This is a genomic window from Pseudonocardia kunmingensis (genome assembly GCF_006716445.1).
In the GTDB taxonomy this organism is placed as follows: domain Bacteria; phylum Actinomycetota; class Actinomycetes; order Mycobacteriales; family Pseudonocardiaceae; genus Pseudonocardia; species Pseudonocardia kunmingensis.
In genome coordinates this window covers 1,250,060-1,268,203 of the sequence record NZ_VFPA01000002.1, presented here as the reverse complement: position 1 = coordinate 1,268,203, position 18,144 = coordinate 1,250,060, and the positions used below count along the sequence as shown (strand labels likewise).

The 18,144-nt window shown below is 74.0% G+C and carries 18 protein-coding genes; 13 read left to right on the top strand and 5 right to left on the bottom strand.

What is annotated here, in order from left to right; all coding sequences use genetic code 11:
* The first annotated feature begins 11 nt into the window (after nucleotides 1-11).
* The 3 genes from FB558_RS21740 to FB558_RS21730 are packed head-to-tail and all read left to right on the top strand — an operon-like array spanning nucleotide 12 to nucleotide 3,061.
* Entirely contained in the window at nucleotides 12-1,385 is a 1,374-nt protein-coding gene (locus FB558_RS21740; RefSeq protein ID WP_142056244.1) for an L-serine ammonia-lyase, read from the top strand.
* A 12-nt stretch (nucleotides 1,386-1,397) separates the two neighbouring features.
* Nucleotides 1,398-2,243 (top strand): formyltetrahydrofolate deformylase, encoded by an 846-nt coding sequence (gene purU, locus FB558_RS21735; protein ID WP_142056242.1) that lies wholly within the window; start codon nucleotides 1,398-1,400, stop codon nucleotides 2,241-2,243.
* Nucleotides 2,244-2,260: 17 nt separating this feature from the next.
* Nucleotides 2,261-3,061 (top strand): SGNH/GDSL hydrolase family protein, encoded by an 801-nt coding sequence (locus FB558_RS21730; RefSeq protein ID WP_142056241.1) that lies wholly within the window; start codon nucleotides 2,261-2,263, stop codon nucleotides 3,059-3,061.
* On the opposite strand, the gene FB558_RS21725 is transcribed toward FB558_RS21730, so the two are convergent.
* Nucleotides 3,037-3,978: a ketopantoate reductase family protein gene (locus FB558_RS21725; RefSeq protein ID WP_142056239.1), complete on the bottom strand. Its 942-nt coding sequence runs from the start codon at nucleotides 3,976-3,978 to the stop codon at nucleotides 3,037-3,039. The genes FB558_RS21730 and FB558_RS21725 overlap by 25 nt on opposite strands.
* 103 nt (nucleotides 3,979-4,081) lie before the next feature.
* Here FB558_RS21725 and FB558_RS21720 point away from each other — a divergent pair, with 103 nt between their 5' ends.
* On the top strand, nucleotides 4,082-4,315 hold the full coding sequence (locus FB558_RS21720; protein WP_142056237.1) for a hypothetical protein: 234 nt from the start codon (nucleotides 4,082-4,084) through the stop codon (nucleotides 4,313-4,315).
* Nucleotides 4,316-4,380: 65 nt separating this feature from the next.
* Here FB558_RS21720 and FB558_RS21715 read toward each other — a convergent pair whose 3' ends face one another.
* Nucleotides 4,381-5,568 carry a glycosyltransferase family 2 protein gene (locus tag FB558_RS21715; RefSeq protein WP_142056235.1) on the bottom strand — a complete coding sequence of 396 codons (1,188 nt, stop codon included), beginning with the start codon at nucleotides 5,566-5,568 and terminating at the stop codon, nucleotides 4,381-4,383.
* 220 nt (nucleotides 5,569-5,788) lie between these two features.
* On the opposite strand from FB558_RS21715, the gene FB558_RS21710 reads away from it, so the two are divergent.
* The gene (locus FB558_RS21710) at nucleotides 5,789-6,952 is read left to right on the top strand and encodes an NAD-dependent epimerase/dehydratase family protein (RefSeq protein ID WP_142056233.1); all 1,164 of its coding nucleotides are present in this window, start codon (nucleotides 5,789-5,791) and stop codon (nucleotides 6,950-6,952) included.
* A gap of 10 nt (nucleotides 6,953-6,962) precedes the next feature.
* Here FB558_RS21710 and FB558_RS21705 read toward each other — a convergent pair whose 3' ends face one another.
* On the bottom strand, nucleotides 6,963-7,724 hold the full coding sequence (locus FB558_RS21705) for a class I SAM-dependent methyltransferase (RefSeq protein ID WP_211366723.1): 762 nt from the start codon (nucleotides 7,722-7,724) through the stop codon (nucleotides 6,963-6,965).
* Between the two features lie 77 nt (nucleotides 7,725-7,801).
* On the opposite strand from FB558_RS21705, the gene FB558_RS21700 reads away from it, so the two are divergent.
* Nucleotides 7,802-8,326 (top strand): winged helix-turn-helix transcriptional regulator, encoded by a 525-nt coding sequence (locus FB558_RS21700; RefSeq protein ID WP_142056231.1) that lies wholly within the window; start codon nucleotides 7,802-7,804, stop codon nucleotides 8,324-8,326.
* 356 nt (nucleotides 8,327-8,682) lie between these two features.
* Here the strand turns inward: FB558_RS21700 and FB558_RS21695 are convergent, their stop codons facing one another.
* A complete protein-coding gene (locus FB558_RS21695) occupies nucleotides 8,683-10,035 on the bottom strand; it encodes an MFS transporter (RefSeq protein WP_246106656.1) in 1,353 nt (450 codons plus the stop codon).
* Nucleotides 10,036-10,150: 115 nt separating this feature from the next.
* On the opposite strand from FB558_RS21695, the gene FB558_RS21690 reads away from it, so the two are divergent.
* The 7 genes from FB558_RS21690 to FB558_RS21660 are packed head-to-tail and all read left to right on the top strand — an operon-like array spanning nucleotide 10,151 to nucleotide 16,954.
* Nucleotides 10,151-10,636: a MarR family winged helix-turn-helix transcriptional regulator gene (locus tag FB558_RS21690; protein ID WP_142056227.1), complete on the top strand. Its 486-nt coding sequence runs from the start codon at nucleotides 10,151-10,153 to the stop codon at nucleotides 10,634-10,636.
* A gap of 56 nt (nucleotides 10,637-10,692) precedes the next feature.
* Nucleotides 10,693-11,628 carry a hydroxymethylglutaryl-CoA lyase gene (locus FB558_RS21685; protein ID WP_142056225.1) on the top strand — a complete coding sequence of 312 codons (936 nt, stop codon included), beginning with the start codon at nucleotides 10,693-10,695 and terminating at the stop codon, nucleotides 11,626-11,628.
* Nucleotides 11,629-11,645: 17 nt separating this feature from the next.
* Nucleotides 11,646-12,413 carry an enoyl-CoA hydratase/isomerase family protein gene (locus FB558_RS21680; protein ID WP_425468046.1) on the top strand — a complete coding sequence of 256 codons (768 nt, stop codon included), beginning with the start codon at nucleotides 11,646-11,648 and terminating at the stop codon, nucleotides 12,411-12,413.
* Nucleotides 12,410-13,603 (top strand): CaiB/BaiF CoA transferase family protein, encoded by a 1,194-nt coding sequence (locus tag FB558_RS21675; RefSeq protein ID WP_142056223.1) that lies wholly within the window; start codon nucleotides 12,410-12,412, stop codon nucleotides 13,601-13,603. Before FB558_RS21680 ends, FB558_RS21675 begins: the two co-directional genes overlap by 4 nt.
* Nucleotides 13,600-14,379, top strand: a complete 780-nt coding sequence (locus FB558_RS21670) for an enoyl-CoA hydratase/isomerase family protein (RefSeq protein WP_142056221.1) — start codon at nucleotides 13,600-13,602, stop codon at nucleotides 14,377-14,379. The genes FB558_RS21675 and FB558_RS21670 overlap by 4 nt, the downstream gene beginning before the upstream one ends.
* Nucleotides 14,376-15,980, top strand: a complete 1,605-nt coding sequence (locus FB558_RS21665) for an AMP-binding protein (RefSeq protein WP_246106655.1) — start codon at nucleotides 14,376-14,378, stop codon at nucleotides 15,978-15,980. Before FB558_RS21670 ends, FB558_RS21665 begins: the two co-directional genes overlap by 4 nt.
* A complete protein-coding gene (locus FB558_RS21660; protein WP_142056219.1) occupies nucleotides 15,977-16,954 on the top strand; it encodes an NAD(P)H-dependent flavin oxidoreductase in 978 nt (325 codons plus the stop codon). Before FB558_RS21665 ends, FB558_RS21660 begins: the two co-directional genes overlap by 4 nt.
* Before the next feature lie 5 nt (nucleotides 16,955-16,959).
* Here the strand turns inward: FB558_RS21660 and FB558_RS21655 are convergent, their stop codons facing one another.
* Entirely contained in the window at nucleotides 16,960-17,871 is a 912-nt protein-coding gene (locus FB558_RS21655) for a LysR family transcriptional regulator (protein ID WP_142056217.1), read from the bottom strand.
* Between the last annotated feature and the right edge of the window lie 273 nt (nucleotides 17,872-18,144).

Genomic DNA, 18,144 nt, shown 5'->3' with positions numbered 1-18,144 from the left:
AGCAGGCGACCATGACCATCAGCGTCTTCGACCTCTTCTCGATCGGGATCGGACCCTCGAGCTCGCACACCGTCGGGCCGATGCGGGCCGCGCACTCCTTCGTGACCCTGCTGGATCGCGAGGGCCTGCTCCCCCGTACGGGCGGGGTGCGCGCCGAGCTGTTCGGCTCGCTCGGCGCCACCGGTCACGGCCACGGCAGCGTCAAAGCGGTCGTGCTGGGTCTGGAGGGCGAGCAGCCCGACGTCGTCGACCCGGCGGCCGCGGAGCCACGCGTGGCCGCCGTCCGCACGCGGCGCGAGCTGCTGCTGGGCGGCAAGCATCCGATCGCATTCTCGGTCGACGACCACGTCGTGCTGCACCGCCGCAAGCGCCTGGCCTTCCACACCAACGGGATGCGCTTCCGGGCCCTCGACGCCGCCGGCACCGAGTTGCTGGCCCGCGAGTACTTCTCGGTGGGCGGCGGGTTCGTCCTCGACGAGGACGACACCGGGCGCCCGGTGCTCGTCGCGGACCCGACCCCGGTGCCCCACCCGTTCCGCACGGGCGGGGAGCTGCTGCAGCGCACCCGCGAGACCGGCATGAGCATCAGCGACGTCATGCTCGCCAACGAGCTCACCCGCCGCACCGAGGAGGAGGTCCGGGCCGGGCTGCTGCACATCTGGTCGGTGATGCAGGAGTGCGTGGAACGCGGGTCCCGCACCACGGGCGTGCTGCCGGGCGGGCTGAAGGTGCGACGCCGCGCGGCAGCCCTGCGCGAGCGGCTCGAGGCGGTCGATGACGACACCGACGCGCTGCGCGCCGTCGACTGGGTCACCCTGTGCGGGCTCGCCGTCAACGAGGAGAACGCGGCGGGCGGGCGGGTCGTCACCGCGCCGACGAACGGGGCCGCCGGCATCATCCCCGCCGTCCTGCACTACTACCGCCGCTTCGCCGGCACGTACTCCGAGGACGGGGTGGTGCGCTTCCTGCTCACGGCCGCGGCGATCGGGCTGCTGTTCAAGGAGAACGCCTCGATCTCCGGGGCCGAGGTCGGGTGCCAGGGCGAGGTGGGCTCGGCGTGCTCGATGGCCGCTGCCGGGCTCGCCGAGGTGCTCGGCGCCACCCCGGCCCAGGTCGAGAACGCCGCCGAGATCGGCATCGAGCACAACCTCGGGCTCACCTGCGACCCGGTGGGCGGGCTCGTGCAGATCCCGTGCATCGAGCGCAACGCCGTGGGGGCGATCAAGGCGATCACCGCCGCCCGGATGGCCCTGCGCGGCGACGGCGACCACCACGTCACGCTCGACAAGGCGATCAAGACCATGCGCGAGACCGGGGCCGACATGAAGGACAAGTACAAGGAGACCGCCCGCGGCGGGCTCGCCCTCAACGTCGTCGAGTGTTGATCGGAGACCGCCGTGCGCACCTTCACCCTGACCCTGAGCTGCCCGCAACGCCCCGGCATCGTGCACGCGGTCACCGCGTTCCTCTTCGGCCACGGCTGCGACATCGTCGAGCACCAGCAGTTCGACGACCCGGTGCGCGGCACGCTGTTCCTGCGCACCGCGTTCGTCAGCGCGGGCGACGCGAACGCCGTCGCCCTGTCCGAGGCGTTCACCCGGGTGGCCGAGGAGTTCGGGATGAGCTTCTCCCTCACCGACGACCGGCCCGTCCGCGCCCTGGTGATGGTGTCGCGGATGGGGCACTGCCTCAACGACCTGATCTTCCGCTGGCGCGCGGGCAGCCTCGGTGCCGAGCTCGTCGCGGTGGTCTCCAACCACGAGGACCTGCGTCCGATGGCCGAGGCGGCCGGGCTGCCCTACGTCCACGTGCCGGTCACCCCGGACACCAAGCCGCAGGCCGAGCAGCGGCTGCTCGAGCTCGTCGACGAGCACCGGGCCGACCTCGTGGTGCTGGCCCGCTACATGCAGGTGCTCTCCGACGGTCTGTGCCGCAGGCTGCACGGGCGCGCGATCAACATCCACCACTCGTTCCTGCCCGGGTTCACCGGGGCGAAGCCCTACCACCAGGCCTACGACCGAGGCGTGAAGCTCGTCGGGGCCACCGCCCACTACGTCACGCCGGAGCTCGACGAGGGACCGATCATCGAGCAGGAGGTGATCCGGATCGACCACACCTTCGACCCGCGCAGCCTCTCGACGGTCGGGCGCGACGCGGAGGCGCTGGCCCTCTCGCGCGCGGTGCGCTGGCACTGCGAACGGCGGGTCCTGCTCAACGACCGCAGCACCGTGGTCTTCCGCTGAGCACCTACTGTGGTGCCGTGCGGTACGCGGCGATCGGCGACAGCTTCACCGAAGGTGTGGGTGACGAGCTCCCGGACGGGGCGGTGCGGGGCTGGGCGGACCGGGTCGCCGCGGGCTTCGCCGCCACGCGGGGCGGCGGGGTGCACTACGCGAACCTGGCGGTCCGGGGGCGCCTGCTGGGGCCGATCGTCACCGAGCAGCTCGACGCGGCACTGTCCCTCACCCCGGCCCCGGATCTGGTCACCCTCAACGGTGGCGGCAACGACATGCTCCGCCCGGGCATCGACGTGGCCCACCTGGTCGGCCTGACCGAAGGGGCGGTCCGGCGCTGCCAGGCCGCCGGGGTGCGACTCGTGCTGCTCAGCGGCGCCGACCCCTCCGATCACCTTCCCTTCGGTCGTACGGTGCGCCGGCGCGGGGAGGAGCTCACGCGGGGAGTCGCCGAGCTCGCGGCGCGGCACGGCGTGGAGCTGGTGGACGTCTTCCACGACGCGGAGATCCGGCACGCGGCCTACTGGTCGCCCGACCGGCTGCACCTGAACGCGGCCGGCCACCAGCGCGTCGCCGCGCTCGTCCTCGCCGCGCTGGGCGAGGGGCCCGCCGCCCAGGGCGCGAGCGCCGGCTCGCCCGTCGCCCGCAGGCTGCTGGCCGAGGCGCGGTACTACCGCGAGCACGTCCTGCCGTGGCTGCTCCGCCGGGTACGGGGCCGTTCCTCCGGAGACACCCGCACCGCCAAGCACCTCGACTGGATCCCCGTGCCGACGGTCGACGCGCCGCCGGTGCAGCCCCACGATCAGGCCTCCGCCCCCGGGAGGTAGCCGGACTCCCGGGCCCGGATCAGGTCGGCCACCGTCCGCGTGACGGGGGTGGCGACGCCGTAGCGCTCCCCCAGCACCGTGACCTGCCCGACGATGGCGTCGACCTCGCCCCGGCGCCGGAGCAGGAAGTCGAGCAGCATCGACGGCCGGGCGTCGGGGATCTTGCCGCCCAGGGCGCGGACGTGCGCGATCGGGTCGCCGACGTCGAGCGCGATACCCGCCGCGTCGGCCACGGCCAGCGCCTCGCGGGCGCAGGCCTCGGCCACCGCCCATGCGCTCGGGTCCGCCAGCACCTGGCCGATCGTCAGCCCGGTGACGCAGGTGGTGCCGGAGAAGGCGACGTTCATGACGAACTTCTCCCACACCATCCGGTCGGTGTCCTCGAACAGCTGCACCGCGAAGCCCGACGAGGTCCACACCTGCGCCGACGCCTCCAGCGCGTCCCGGGGCAGCCCCGCGAAGGCGCCGAAGCGGATCATCTCCATCCCGTTGTGGTGGGCCACGCCGGGCGCGGGCACCGACGCGCCGAAGCCGCCGACCACCCCGATGGCGAGGCGCTCCCCACCGAGTACCGCGGCCACCCGCTCCGGCGAGCCGAGCCCGTTCTGGATGCTCTGGACCACGGTGGCGGGCCCCACCAGCGGCCGCGCCGACTCCGCCGCCGCCGCGACGTCGAACGCCTTGGTGGCGATGACGACGAGGTCGCACACTCCGATGCCCTCGGTGGTGGTCGACATCGAGGCGAGCCGGACGGTCTGGTCCCCGCTCGCACCGTGGACGCGCAGGCCGCGGGCGTTCACGGCCTCGACGTGGTCGGGCCACAGGCACACGCCGTGCACCTCGTGCCCGGCGCGCTGCATCAACCCCGCGTAGACCGACCCCATCGCGCCGCACCCGACGATGGCGACCTTCGACATGTGGTGCTCCGTTCTCCTCGTAGGCGGGGCGCCGATCGCACGGCGCCGTTCCCGGGAGGATGATGGACGCGGCAGCCATCCGGCGGGCGAGGGAGCGGATCTCGTGACGGTCGACGAGCTGGTCGTCGCGTTCGCGCTGGCCCGCCTGGACAACCCGGGGCTCGACCTCGAGGAGACCGCCGAGGTCGTCGTCCGACGGGTGGGGCCCGAGCAGGCCGTCGAGTTCGCCGCCCGCAACCTCGCCGTGCGCGGCGAGCTGCGCGGCCGCGCGTTCGACTCCGCGGTCGAGTACGTGCTGCGCACCGTGCTGCAGCTGCGCGACGACCCCGGCGTGTGACGGGTGATCGCTGGTTGCGTGCACTCAGCGCGGCGCGGACGACCGTCGGCGCACCCGATCGGCGATCATGCCTGCCTGTCGGGGCGTCCCTTCCAGGAGCCGGTGCCGCGCAGCGCGCGGAACGCGCCGTCGACCAGGACGCCGCCGAACAGCGCACCGGTCAGCGGGGCGAGCGGTGCCAGCCACGGTGCGGACCGCATGAGGTCGGCGTTCTGCTGGTGCGCGACGCTCTGCGCGACCCAGCCCGTCGCCCCGACGGCGGTGAGCCACCGGCGGCGTGACAGCGCCCCGGTGACGACGGCGGCCGGTGCGGCCAGGGACAGCGCGATCTGACCGAGCCCCCCGCCGAGGAGCACCGGGACCGATCCGCGGGTTCCCGCCATGAAGCTCTTGCGGAACGAGGCCCACCCCTGGCCGAACGGGTCCATGCCGGTGGTCGTGACGTGGTCCAGGCCGTCGACGGTGCGGGTGGTGCCGCCGCAGTCGCGCACGGCGGTGGCGAGCGCGATGTCCTCGTTGCGCCGGGCGGCCAGTGCCTCCCAGCCGCCCATCTTCGCGTAGCGCTCGCGGCGCACGAGGATGCAGTGGCCGATCGCGAACGCCTTGCTGCCCGCGCCGTCGGGGTCGGCGTTCTCCCCGAGCATCTGCATCGCCGCCGGCACCAGCAGCGGCCAGCTGAGCGAGTGCCCGGGGGGCGGCCCACCGGGCGTGGAGACGAGGTCGGCGTCGACCGCGAGCGCGGTCGCCAGCAGCCGTTCGAGCGCCTCGGGTCCCAGCACCGTGTCCGCGTCGACGAACAGGAGCCACTCCCCGGGTTGCGGCGCGCCCGCCGCCTCGACACCGGCGTACATGGCGTGGACCTTGCCCGTCCAGCCCGGGGGCGGCCCGGCGGTGCGGACGACCGACAGGCGGGGGTCCGCGCTCGCGTGGCGGTGGGCGATGTCGCCGGTGGCGTCGCTCGAGTCGTCGTCGACGACGACGACGCGCATCCCGCCGTCCCGGCCGTAGGTCTGGTTCCGGATGGCGTGCAGGCAGTCGTCGAGCACGGCGGCCTCGTTGCGGGCCGGTACGACGACGGTGACCGGGGCCGGGAACGCGGACCCGGGCCGTGCGTCGCGGATCGGCACGACCCGGCGACGCCGGTCCACGGCGCACACGCTGCGGTAGACGGTGCCGGCGACCCCGGCGGCGAGCACCGCGCCGATCGCTCTCCTGCCGAGCCGGGCCCGGGCGGCCGGTCCGTTCCTGGTCATCACCACGATCCTGCCCTACGGCCGATCCGCGCCCGCCCACCCCCCACGGCCAGCGCCCGACGGCCCCTCGGCGGTACCCCGCATCACACCGCCCGACCGCCGGTTCGCCACCCGATCCGGCTACCGTACGGTTTGTCCGAGTAGTTCTCGGTCGGATCCGCTCCCCGGCGCGCGCACCCACGGCCCCGGTCGTTCCGATCGATCGACATACGGGGGAATCTTGCGGGTTCTCGTTCTCGGTGGTGACGGCTACCTCGGTTGGCCCACCGCGCTGCACCTGTCCGACACCGGGGCCGAGGTCGGCGTCGTCGACAACTTCCTGCGTCGTCGCTACGACGACGAGATGGGTGTGGACAGCCTCGTCCCGATCGAGTCGCTCGAGGTCCGCACCGACGTCTGGCACGACCTGACGGGCCGGCGCATCGAGACCTTCGTCGGCGACCTCGTCGACGCGGAGTTCCTGTTCGACGTCGTGCGCCGCTTCCGGCCCGACACCATCGTGCACTTCGCCGAGCAGCGCTCCGCTCCGTACTCGATGATCGACCGCGCCCACGCGGTGCACACCCAGCACAACAACGTGATCGGCAACCTCAACCTGCTCTACGCGATCGCCGAGATCGACCCCTCGATCCACCTGGTCAAGCTCGGCACGATGGGCGAGTACGGCACGCCCAACATCGACATCGAAGAGGGCTGGCTCGAGATCGAGCACAAGGGCCGGCGGGACCGGGTGATGTTCCCGAAGCGGCCGAACTCCTTCTACCACCTGAGCAAGGTCCACGACAGCCACAACATCGAGTTCGCCTGCCGCATCTGGGGCCTGCGCGCCACCGACCTCAACCAGGGCGTGGTCTACGGGCAGCAGACGCCCCAGACCGAGCGCGATCCCCGCCTCGCCACCCGGTTCGACTACGACGCCGTGTTCGGCACGGTGCTCAACCGGTTCGTCATCCAGGCGGTGCTGGGCGAGCCCCTCACCGTCTACGGCTCCGGCGGTCAGACCCGCGGGATCATCGACATCCGCGACACCGTCGAGTGCATCCGGCTCGCCGCGGCCAACCCCGCCGAACCGGGCGAGTTCCGGGTGTTCAACCAGCTCACCGAGTCGATGTCGGTGCACGAGATGGCCAAGGCCGTGGCCGACACCTTCCCTGGCATCGTCGAGGTGGAGAACCTCGAGAACCCCCGCGTCGAGGCCGACTCGCACTACTACAACGTGGTGTTCACCGGGCTGCCCTCGCTCGGGCTGCAGCCGCACCGCCTGTCCGACACGCTCATCACGTCGCTGTTCCCGGTGGTGGAGCAGCACCGCGAGCGGGTCAACCACGCCGCCCTGTCCCCCACGGTCCGCTGGAGCAGCCCGTCGAACGACCTGGCGACCTGACGGCGCGCCCTCACCGGCCCGGCTTGCGGGCCGCCCCGAAGTAGGTGACGGGCGGCGCGTGACCCGGGTCGAGCAGGAACTCGACCGCCGAGGCGAGGTCCTCGTCGCGCAGCCGGCCGCTCTTGCGGGCGAGCACGGCCCGGACCAGGGCACCGATGCTGCGCGGCCGGAAACCGCACACGTCGTCGACCCGCAGGCCCGCGGCGCTGAGCACGTCGGCGACCTCGGCGGGCGGCCGGAGGCGCTCGGCCCGGTAGCGGCCGGACGGCATAATCCGGGTGGGCGGCAGCGTCTGGAACGCGCCGAGGTAGACCAGCCGCGAGAGCGGGGTGCGCGCCACCGTGTCGTAGACGAGCAGGCCGCCCGGGCGCAGGATCCGGGCGGCGTGCCCGATCACCGCGGGCAGGTCGGCGGTGATCTCGAAGGTGTCGGCGTAGTAGGCGAACGCGAACGCGGCGTCCGGGAGCGTGCCGAGGTCCTCGGCGGCGGCCGTCCGGTAGTGGATCGCGCCGCTCCCGTCGGCGTCCTGCGCGAGCCGCGTGGCCGCGGGGGCGGGGTCGAGCGCGGTGACCTCCATCCCGAGGGCGGCCAGGCCGCGGGCGAGCTCGCCGCGGGTGCTCCCGACCACCACCGCCGGAGCACCCCCCGGCTCGAGCCCGGTGCGTTCCAGCGTGCGCCGGACGTACTGCATGCGCACGGGCTGGAACGTCACGGCACGGATGTGGCGGCCGTCGACGGCGCCGGGCGAGTCGAGTGCGATGCGTGCGGGCACGGCTACCCCCCAAGTCGAGTTCCCAAAGGGAACCTAGCGCATCGAGTTCCCCGGGGGAACCGACTAGGCTCGGGCCCGTGACCAGGACCCCGCTCGCCGGCGTCGCGTGCTCGATCGCCCGCGCGACCGACCTCTTCGCCGACGCCTGGACCGCGCTGATCATGCGCGACGTCCTGCTGGGCGTCACCCGCTTCGACGACATCGCCGAGGACCTCGGCATCTCCCGCAAGGTGCTCGCCGCCCGGCTCGCCCGGCTCGTCGCCGAGGGGGTGCTCACCCGCGAGCGCTACCAGGACCGGCCCCCGCGCGAGCACTACCGCGCCACCGACAAGGGCGCGGAGCTCTACCCGGTGCTGCTCGCCCTCATGAGCTGGGGCGACCGCTGGTACTCCGACGAGGCGGGCCCGCCCGCACTGGTGCACCACCACGACTGCGACCGCGACACCACCCCGGTGACGGTCTGCGCCCGGTGCCACCAACCGCTGACGGTCGCCAACACCGAGCCGCGTCCCGGACCGGGCGGCCGGCGGGGGCACGGGACCCGGGTGCTGGCCCCGCTGCTGGCCGCGCGCGGCAGGGCACCGGGGTCCGGCAGCTCCTGACCGTCGCCGTCGACACCGGAGCAGGAGACGCCGCCCGATCGCTCGGGCGGCGCCCGTGGACGCGGCTGCCGGGTTACCAGGCGTGCACGGTGCGCCGTGCGTGTCGGTCTCGGCGACGGCGGACGACGACCGTCCGACGGCGCAGACCCACGGCGTCGAGCCTCCTCGCGGCGTGCTCCGCGTGGGTGCTCCGGTACCCGCGCCGGGAGCACCGCGGGGAGGACGGATCTTCTCCTCCGGTCCGGCCTTGGCCTGCCTGCGCTCCCGACGCCTTCCTACCCCCGTCCCGCCCGGCCGACACCTCTTCCCCCCGGATCCGACCCGAACGGAGGCACCCGCCGAGCGTCCGGCGCTGCTCAGCGCGTCTCCCGCAGGTCGCTCGCCCTGACCCCGATCAGCAGGACGGCGACGGCGAGCAGCACGATGCCGGCGCTGATCTGCAGGCCGAGCGCGAGGCTGCCGGTGGCGGCCTGGATGAAGCCCAGCAGCGAGGGCGACGCGGCCGCGGCGAACGAACCCATCGAGGTGACCACGGCGATGCCGGTCGCGGCGGCGCGGTCGGAGAGGTAGATCGAGGGGATCGAGTAGAAGACGGTCAGACCGGAGTAGTGCGCGGCGGCGAGGACTGCCAGCAGCACGACGACCACCGCCACGTTGCCGTGGGAGAAGGAGATGGCGAGCATCGCCACGACGGCGACGAGCCAGCTGCCCGCGGCGTGCCAGCGCCGCTCCAGGGTGCGGTCGGAGTGGCGGCCGACGACCAGCATGACCGCCATCCCGACGAGCGGGGGCAGGGCGGAGAACAGGCCGAGGTTCAGCACGTTCCCGACGCCGGCGTCGGCGATGATCCGCGGCGTCCAGAACGAGACGGCGTTGGCGAGGGTGTAGGCGCCGCAGGCGCACAGCCCGAGGATCCAGACCTTGGCGTCGCGCAGCGCGGTGAGCAGGCCCGGATGCCCGGCTCCTGCCGCCTCGTCGCCCTTGCACTGCTGGTCGGCGTCAAGGTCGGCGCGCACGGCCGCCTTCTGGGCCGGGGTGAGCCAGCGCGCCTGCTCCGGGTCGTCGACGAGCCAGAACAGCACGACGAGGGCGAGCAGGATCGGCGGGATCCCCTCGATGAGGAACAGCCACTGCCAGTCGGCGAGGCCCGCGACCCCGCCGAAGGCGTGCATGATCCCGCCGGAGACCAGCGACCCGATGACGCCGGAGATCGGCACGCCGATGAAGAACACGGCCGTCATCCGCGTGCGGCGCGCGGACGGGAACCAGCGGGAGAGGTAGAACAGCGCGCCCGGGAAGAAGCCCGCCTCGGTGACGCCGAGCAGGAACCGGGCGAGGTAGAAGGTGAACTCGTCCTGGACGAACATCGTCGCGATCGTCACCACGCCCCAGGACGCCATGATGCGCACCAGGGTCTTGCGCGCGCCGATCCGGGCCATGAGCGCATTGCTCGGCACCTCGAAGAGAATGAAGCCCACGAAGAAGACCGTGACGCCCAGGCCGTAGACGGCGGGACCGAAGCCGAGGTCGCGCTGCAGGCCCTGCTGGGCGATGCCGATGTTCGTGCGGTCGATGAAGCTGACCACGTAGCAGATCACGAGCAGCGGCATGACCCGCAGGGCGATGGCCCGGTACGTGGCGCTGCGGTCGACGGCGGGACTCTCCCCCGCGCGGTCCTCGCTGCGCGTGCTGGGTGGGTGCTCGGCCACGGCGGTCGACTCCTTCGTCAGGGGTGGCGGCGTCGCGGATCGCGGCGGCAGCGAGAGTGTCAGCATGCGCTGTTGATTCTGTCAACACCAGATCCGATTCCGCTACGATGCCGACATGGCGGAACGCGTGGACGGCAAGGACCTCGTGCCGATCTCGGAGCTGCTGTCCTACCGCCTGTCGCGGACCTCCTCGGCGCTCTCCCGAAGCGCAGCACTGCGCTACCGCCGCGAGTTCGACGTGAGCCTCGGCGAGTGGCGCGCGATCGCCCTGATCGCCGCCGACCCCACCCTCACCCTCAACCGCCTCGCCCGGCGCGCCGGGCTCGACAAAGCGCAGATGAGCCGGGTCGTCGCCCGACTCACCGAGCGGGAGCTGGTGAGCCGCACGGCGGGCTCGGGGCGCACATCCCAACTCGCCCTCACCGAGCGCGGCACGGCCGTGTACCGCGGGCTGATCGCCGCAGCGAACGAGCGCGACCGCACGTTCCTCGGCGCCCTCAGCGACGACGAGGCCGCAGTGCTGCTGAAGGCCCTCGACCGCCTCGCCGAACTCGCCCTGGAGGTCGAGCGGCGGGAACGAGAAGAGTCCGATCTCACGTAGCTGTTGACTTCATCAACACCTCCGCGTAGGCATGGAGTCGACGAGGAGGTGGGCCGGTGGGTCGCGACGAGGTCACCATCTGCGAGTGCTTCGCCCGGGACGGGCTGCAGCACGAGACGGTCCCGGTGCCGACCCGGACCAAGATCTCACTGCTGGAACGGTTCGCCGCCGCGGGGTTCACCCGCATCGAGGCCACCAGCTACAGCCACCCGGGCCGGGTCCCGGCGTTCGCCGACGCCAGCGAGGTGCTGGCCGGCACCACCCGCCGGACCGGGGTGGCGCTCAAGGCCACCTGCCCCAATCCCCGCGCCGTCACCCGCGCCCTTGCCGATCTCGACGCCGGGCACGGCGCCGACGAGCTGAGCCTGCTGGTGTCGGCCAGCGAGAGCCACACCGCGCGCAACCTGCGCACGACCCGCGCCGGGCAGTGGGAGCGGGTCACGGAGATGGCGCGACTCGCCGACCACCGCTTCCGCCTGATCGGCGTGGTGTCCGTGGCGTTCGGCTGCCCCTTCGAGGGCGCGATCGACCCGGGCCGCGTCGCCGCGGACGTCGCGCGCTTCGTCGAGCTGGGCGCCGACGCGGTGACGCTCGGCGACACGACCGGCGTGGCCACCCCGGGCGCGGTCGCCGCGCTGTTCCACCGGCTGGAGCGCGAGCAACCGGGTCTGCCGGTGATCGCGCACTTCCACAACACGCGCGGCACCGGGATCGCCAACGCCGTCGCCGCCCTCGACGCCGGCTGCCGGCACTTCGACAGCGCGCTCGGCGGCGTCGGTGGGCATCCCTCGACCATCAGCTACGGCGCCGGGCTGACCGGCAACGTCTGCACCGAGGACCTGGTCAGCCTGTTCGACGCGATGGGCGTCGGGACGGGTATCGACCTGGACGCCCTCGCGGGGGCGTCGGCCGCCTGCGAGCAGGCCCTGGGCCGCCCGCTGTACAGCATGGTCGCCCGCGCCGGGTTCGCCCGCGCGTCGGTGCCGGCCTGAGAACCCGAGGAGCTCCCGTGCCACCCGCGTCCGAAGCCGCCGTCGCACCGAACGCGGTCCTCCTGGTGGAGGACCGCGCGGTCGAGCACGGCGCCGTCCGCGTGCTCACGCTCAACCGCCCCGCCAAGCGCAACGCGCTCGACACCGCGCTGACCCGCGCCCTGCGTGACGCCCTCGACGCGGCGGATCGCGACCCGGCCGTGCGGGCCGTGGTGCTCACCGGCAACGGCCGGGGGTTCTGCGCGGGCGCCGACCTGTCCGAGTTCGCGCACCTCACCCCGGACGACCCGGACGCGGTGCTGGAGCGGGCGGCGCTCACGGCGCGGGTGCAGACGCAGATGCAGCAGCTGTCGGTGCCCGTCGTCTCCGCAGTTCGCGGGGCGGCGGTCGGCGGCGGCGCCGGGCTGGCGATCGGCGCCGACATGGCCGTCGCCGGGACGGACCTGAAGCTCGGCTACCCCGAGCTGAAGCACTCGATCGTGCCCGCGCTGGTCATGACCGGCCTGGTCCGCCACCTCGGCCGCAAGCTGGCGTTCGAGCTGATCAGCACCGGCCGGTTGCTCACCGCGGCCGAGGCGTGCGCCCACGGGCTGGTGAACCGGGTCGTCGAGCCGGAGGACGTCCTGCCCACCGCGATGGGCATCGCCGAGACGTGGGCCGCGGTCGCGCCCCGGGCGATCGGGGCGGCGAAGGACCTGTTCTACCGCGTCGCCGACCTGCCCACCGACGCCGCGATGCGCGCCGGGCAGGACGTCAACGCGCTGATGCGGGGGTTCCGCAGATGACCCCGCCGCTGCACGGGATCACGGTCCTGGACTTCTCGCGCGTCCTCGCCGGGCCCCTGGCCACCCAGATCCTCGGTGAGCTGGGCGCCACCGTGGTCAAGGTCGAGCGGCCCGGCACCGGCGACGAGACCCGCGGCTTCGAACCGCACCTGCCGCACGGCGAGAGCGCCTACTTCTTCGCCGTCAACCGCGGCAAGCGCTCGGTCGCCCTGGACCTGAAGGACCCACGCGGGCGCGACGTCGCCCGCAGGCTCGCCCGCACGGCCGACGTCGTGGTGGAGAACTTCCTGCCCGGGGCCATGAACCGCCTCGGCCTCGGCTACGCCGACCTGAGCGCGGACAACCCGGGCCTGGTCTACGTGTCGGCCACGGGGTTCGGCCAGACCGGCCCGGACCGCGCGCGCAAGGGTTACGACACCGTGTTCCAGGCGCTGTCGGGTGTCATGGAGATGACCGGCGAGGCGGACGGGCCACCGGTGAAGTCGGGGGTCCCGGTCGCCGACCTGACCTCCGGGCTCTGGGTGGTGATCGCCGCGCTGACCGGCCTCGCCGGTCGCGCTGCCACCGGTCGCGGCCGCCACCTCGACGTCGCGATGATGGACGTGCAGCTGAGCCTGCACGCCCTGAACGCCGCGCGCCTGTTCGCCCTCGACGAGGACCCGACCCGCACCGGCACCGAGCACCCCGGCCGGGTGCCGAGCGCCGCTTTCGAGGCCGCCGACGGCGGCTGGCTGCACATCAGCGGCAGCGACCAGCACTGGATGCCGCTGTGCGCGGTGCTCGGGCTCGACGACCTCGCCGCCGACGAGGAGCTGCGCCGCAACGCGGGGCGGGTCGCCCACCGGGAGCGGGTCATGGACGCCCTTCGCACCGCGATCGCCGGACGCGACCGGGACCCGCTCGTGAAGGAGCTGCGCACCGCCGAAGTGCCGGTGGGTGAGGTCCGCTCGGTGCGGGAGGCGCTGGCCGACCCGCACACCGCCGCGCGCGGCGTCGTCGGCGGGTTCGACCACCCCACCGAGGGCGCCTTCCCCGCGCTGCGCACGCCGCTGCGCGACACCGCGGGGGAACCTCCGCCCACGGTCGCGCCGCCGCTGCTCGGTGCCGACACCGACACGGTGCTCGCCGAAGCCGGTCTGAGCCCGGCCGAGATCGACGACCTGCGCGCCGCCGGGGTGGTCGGCCGATGACCGGCGAGCGCGTCCGCGTCGAGGCCGCCGAGGGCACCGCCCGGGTGGAGCTGGCCCGGCCCGAGGCGCGCAACGCCGTCGACCTGCCGATGTGCCTGCAGCTGCGCGCCGCGTTCGAGGAGCTCGACGCGGACGACTCGGTGCGCGTCGTGCTCCTCGCCGCGCAGGGCCCGGTCTTCTGCGCCGGCGCCGACCTCAAGGAGCGCACCGGCAAGGACGCCGCGTGGGTCCGTCGCAGGCGGATGGCCTCCTTCGCCGCCTACGCCGCGATCGAGGCCTGCAGGCGCCCCGTGGTCGCCCTCCTGCAGGGGGCCGTCGTCGGGTCGGGTGGGGAGATCACCCTCGCCGCCGACTTCGCGCTGGCCGCCGACGACGTCACCTTCCGCTTCCCCGAGCCGCACTGGGGCACCGTCGGCGCCACCCAGCGGCTGCAGCGCGCCATCGGCAAGCGGCGGGCGAAGGAGCTGCTGTTCACCAACCGCCCGCTCGGCGCCCGGGAGGCCCACGAGCTGGGCATCGTGTCCCGCCTGGTGCCGGCCGCGGAGCTGGCCGCGGCCGGCCACGAGACCGCTGCGAGGATCGCGGGGGCACCGCCCTCGGCGATCGCGCTGACCAAGCGTGCCGTCGACCTCGGCGCCGAGACCGACCTCGACCGCGGCATCCGGATCGAGATGGCCGCGATCGAGCAGAACCTCGCCGACGGCGGCTGGCGCGACGGGGTCGAGCGCTTCCGCGACCGGGCCCGCACCGCCCCGACCACCGAGGAGGACGCGTGATCGACCTGCGCACCGCCTGCCCGCTGACCGCCCACGAGGCGCTCGACCGCGCCGCGCTGCTCGCTCCCGACGTCGAGGCCGTCGTCACCGCGGAGGAGCGGATCACCTACGGCGCGCTCGCCGCCGAGGTCTCCCGGATCCGCGCCGCGCTCGTCGCCCGCGGGATCGGCCGCGGCGACCGGGTCGGGCTCTGCGTCGGCAACGGCCCGCGCTGGGTGGCCCTGTTCGTCGCCCTCGGCTCGGTCGGGGCGGTCACGGTTCCGGTGAACACCCGGTTCACCGGCGACGAGATCCACTACACCCTCGCCCATGCCGCGGTCTCCACCCTGTTCACCGCCGACCGGGTGCTCCGCGTCGACCTCGCCGCGCTGTTGCGCGACATGGGGATCAGCGCCGACGGCCGGTGCGCCTCGCTGCCCGAACTGCGGGAGACCGTGGTGCTCGGCGACGCCCCGGGCTGGGCGACCCCGTGGGCGGACTTCCTCGCCGGCGGCGCAGGTGACCCGGGCCCGTCCGCGACACCCGACGACGTCCTGCTGGTGCAGTACACCTCCGGCACGACCTCCCGCCCGAAGGGCGTGCTGCTCACCCACCGCAGCATGTGCGCCGACGCCTTCTTCTACGGCGCGCGGATGGGGCTGCGGCCCGGCGACCGCTTCCACTCCGCCCGCCCGTTCTTCCACGTCGCCGGGAGCACGCTGTCCGTGCTGTCGGCGCTCCAGCACGCCACCACGCTGGTCACCATGGCGCGCTTCGAGCCCGCCGAGGCGCTGCGGCTGCTCGAGGCCGAGCGCTGCACGCACTTCTCCGGCAACGACACCATCGCGCTGCTGCTGCTCAACCACCCCGACCGCGACCGGCACCGGCTGCAGCTGCGCGGCGCCTGGGTCGCAGCCTCCCCCACCGTGATCCGGCGGGTGATCGACGAGCTCGGCGCCCGCGAGTGCGTGGCCGGGTACGGGCTGTCCGAGGCGTCGCCGAACGTCGCGCAGTCGGCGTGGTGGGAGCCCGAAGAGGTGCGGGCGTCGGGGGCCATGGCCGTGGAACCCGGTGTCGAGGTCCGCATCCGGGCGGTCGACGGCGGCCGCGACTGCGCGCCCGGCGAACCCGGGTCGATCCTCGTCCGCGGCTGGAACGTCATGCAGGGCTACCTCGACGACCCGGCCCGGACCGCCGAGACGATCGATCCCGACGGCTGGCTCGCCACCGGCGACGTCGGGGTGCTCGACGGGTCGGGCCGGCTGCACTTCGTCGGGCGGACGAAGGACATCATCCGTGTCGGCGGGGAGAACGTCGCGCCCGCGGAGGTCGAGGACACCCTGCACCGCCACCCCGCCGTCCGGCAGGCCGCCGTCGTCGGGGTGCCCGACGACCGCCTCGTCGAGGTGCCGTTCGCCTTCGTCGTGCTGACGGCGCCCGGAGCGGCCGGCGTGGAGGAGATCCTCGGCTGGGCCCGGGAGCACATGGCCGGGTTCAAGGTCCCCCGACACCTGCGCATCGTGGACGGCTTCGAGGACATCGGAATGACCGCCAGCTCGAAGATCCAGAAGTCGCGGCTCGCCGCCCACGCCCGTGGCCTGCTCGACCAGGTGCGCGCATGACCCGCCTGCACACCCGCGCCACCGATCTCCTCGGCACCGACCTGCCGGTCGTGCAGGCGGGGATGTCGTGGGCGTCCTCCTGCTCCGCGCTCCCGCTCGCCGTCAGCGGCGCAGGCGGGCTCGGGGTCGTCGCCGCCGGACCGATGCGGCTGCCCGACCTCGCCCGCACGCTCGCCGAGATGGCCGCGGGGACCGAGCGTCCGTGGGCGGTGAACCTCCCGCTGTACCGCGCCGGCGCCGACAAGGTCATCGACATGCTCCTGGAGCGCCCGCCGCCGGTCCTGATCGCCTCCCAGGGCGGGCCCCGGCGCTACCTCGACCGCTTCCACGCCGTCGGCACCACCTGCCTGCACGTCGTGGCCGGGGTCGAGCACGCCCGCAAGGCCGCCGACGCCGGCGTCGACGGGCTCGTCGTCGTCGGCGCGGAGGCGGGCGGCCACCCGCCTCCGGCCATGGTCACCACCCAGGTGCTGGTACGCGCCGTGGCCCGGGCGGTGCCCGGCGTGCCCCTGATCGCCTCCGGCGGCATCGCCGACGGCACCGGGCTCGCCGCCGTGCTCGCGCTCGGCGCCGACGCCGCCCAGTTCGGCACGCGCTTCCTGGCCAGCACCGAGGCTGCCGTTCACCCCGCCTACAAGGCGGCCGTGCTCGCCGCAGGCGTCGACGGCACCCGCACCGTCGGTCACGGGCTCGGTGTCATCCGGGCGATCGCCAACGACTTCACCGCGCGCATGGGCGACCTCGAACGCGGCACCGCCGACATCGAGGTCCGCCGCACGGCGTTCCAGGCCGCCACCCTGCGCGACGCCGCGCTCGACGGCGACGTCACCGGCGGCAAGGTCGAGGCCGGGCAGTCCGCAGGACTGGTCGACGAGGTCCTGCCCGCCGCCGCGATCGTGGCCCGGATCGTGGACGAGTACGCCGCGGCGTGCGACCGCCTCCCCCGGCGCGAAGGAGCGCTGCCGCGGGTCTGACCCCGTCAGGCAGGCCTCGGGCTCGGGACGCTGAAGGGCCCGGCCGCCTCCAGCGCGGCGAGGAGCGCGTCGACCAGCGGCGTTCGGTCCTCGGCACGCCAGACGACGTGCAGGGCCAGGGTGGGGGCCGGCGCGGTGAGGGGCACGGCGACGAGCCCTTGCGCGGGCCCGCGCGAGGCGCGGGACGCGGAGCTGAACCCGATCACCTGCCGCGCCGACACGAGCACGCCCGTCGCGACCGGGTCGTCGACCTCCCCCGCGATCGTGAGCTTGATGCCGGCCCGCCCCGCCGCGCCGACGATCGCGTCGTGCATGGCGGGGCTCTGCTCGCGCCGGAACAACAGGCACGGCTGGCGCTCCAGCATCCGCATCGGCAGGTCGTCGCGGCCGGCCCAGGGATGGTGCTCGCCGACGACCGCGACGATCGGGACGGTCATCAGCTCCTTCGAGCTCAACCGCGGGCTCGTCGGGCTGCCGTAGACGAACGCGACGTCCAGCTCGCCGCCGAGCACGCCCTCCAGCTGGGGTCCGGTCCGCCGCTCCCACAGCTGCGTCTGCACTCGTGGGTGCTGGGCGCCCAGGTGGACCAGCGCGGCGGGCAGCACGTCCTGGCCCGCGGGGAAGTTGAACCCGATGGTGAGCGTGCCGGCACGGCCCGTCGCCACCGCGTGCGCCGCGGCGACCGCCCGGTCCATGTGGTCGAGCAGCTTCCTGGCCTCGTCGCGGAAGAGCTCTCCCGCCGGGGTGAGCCGGACCTCGTGGGAGCTGCGGCGCACCAACGCCACCCCGACGTCGCGCTCGAGCCGCTGCAGGTGCTGGCTCAGGGACGGCTGCGCCAGGTGCAACCGCCGCGCCGCCCGCCCGAAGTGCAGCTCCTCGGCGATCGCGAGGAAGGAACGCAGGTACCGGGTCTCCATCGCCTCGCTCGCCTCCAGGACTACCGCCGGACGGTATGCCGCCGCGGTCGTCGCCGCGCATCGCGCAGGTGTGCGTCAGGCGAATGCTGCATGACAGCACGCCGCAGCGGACGACGGCGCGGGGACAGCCACGTGCGCCGAAGCCCGATCGTCCGCACCGGAACTCCGATCGTTCCTGGTCAGCGGGCTGCCGCCCGGCCCCGCCGGGACGCGTCCGGCCGTCCGCAGCCCTGGCGTTCATCCGCGCGACACCCGCTCCTGCTGGCCTGTGCG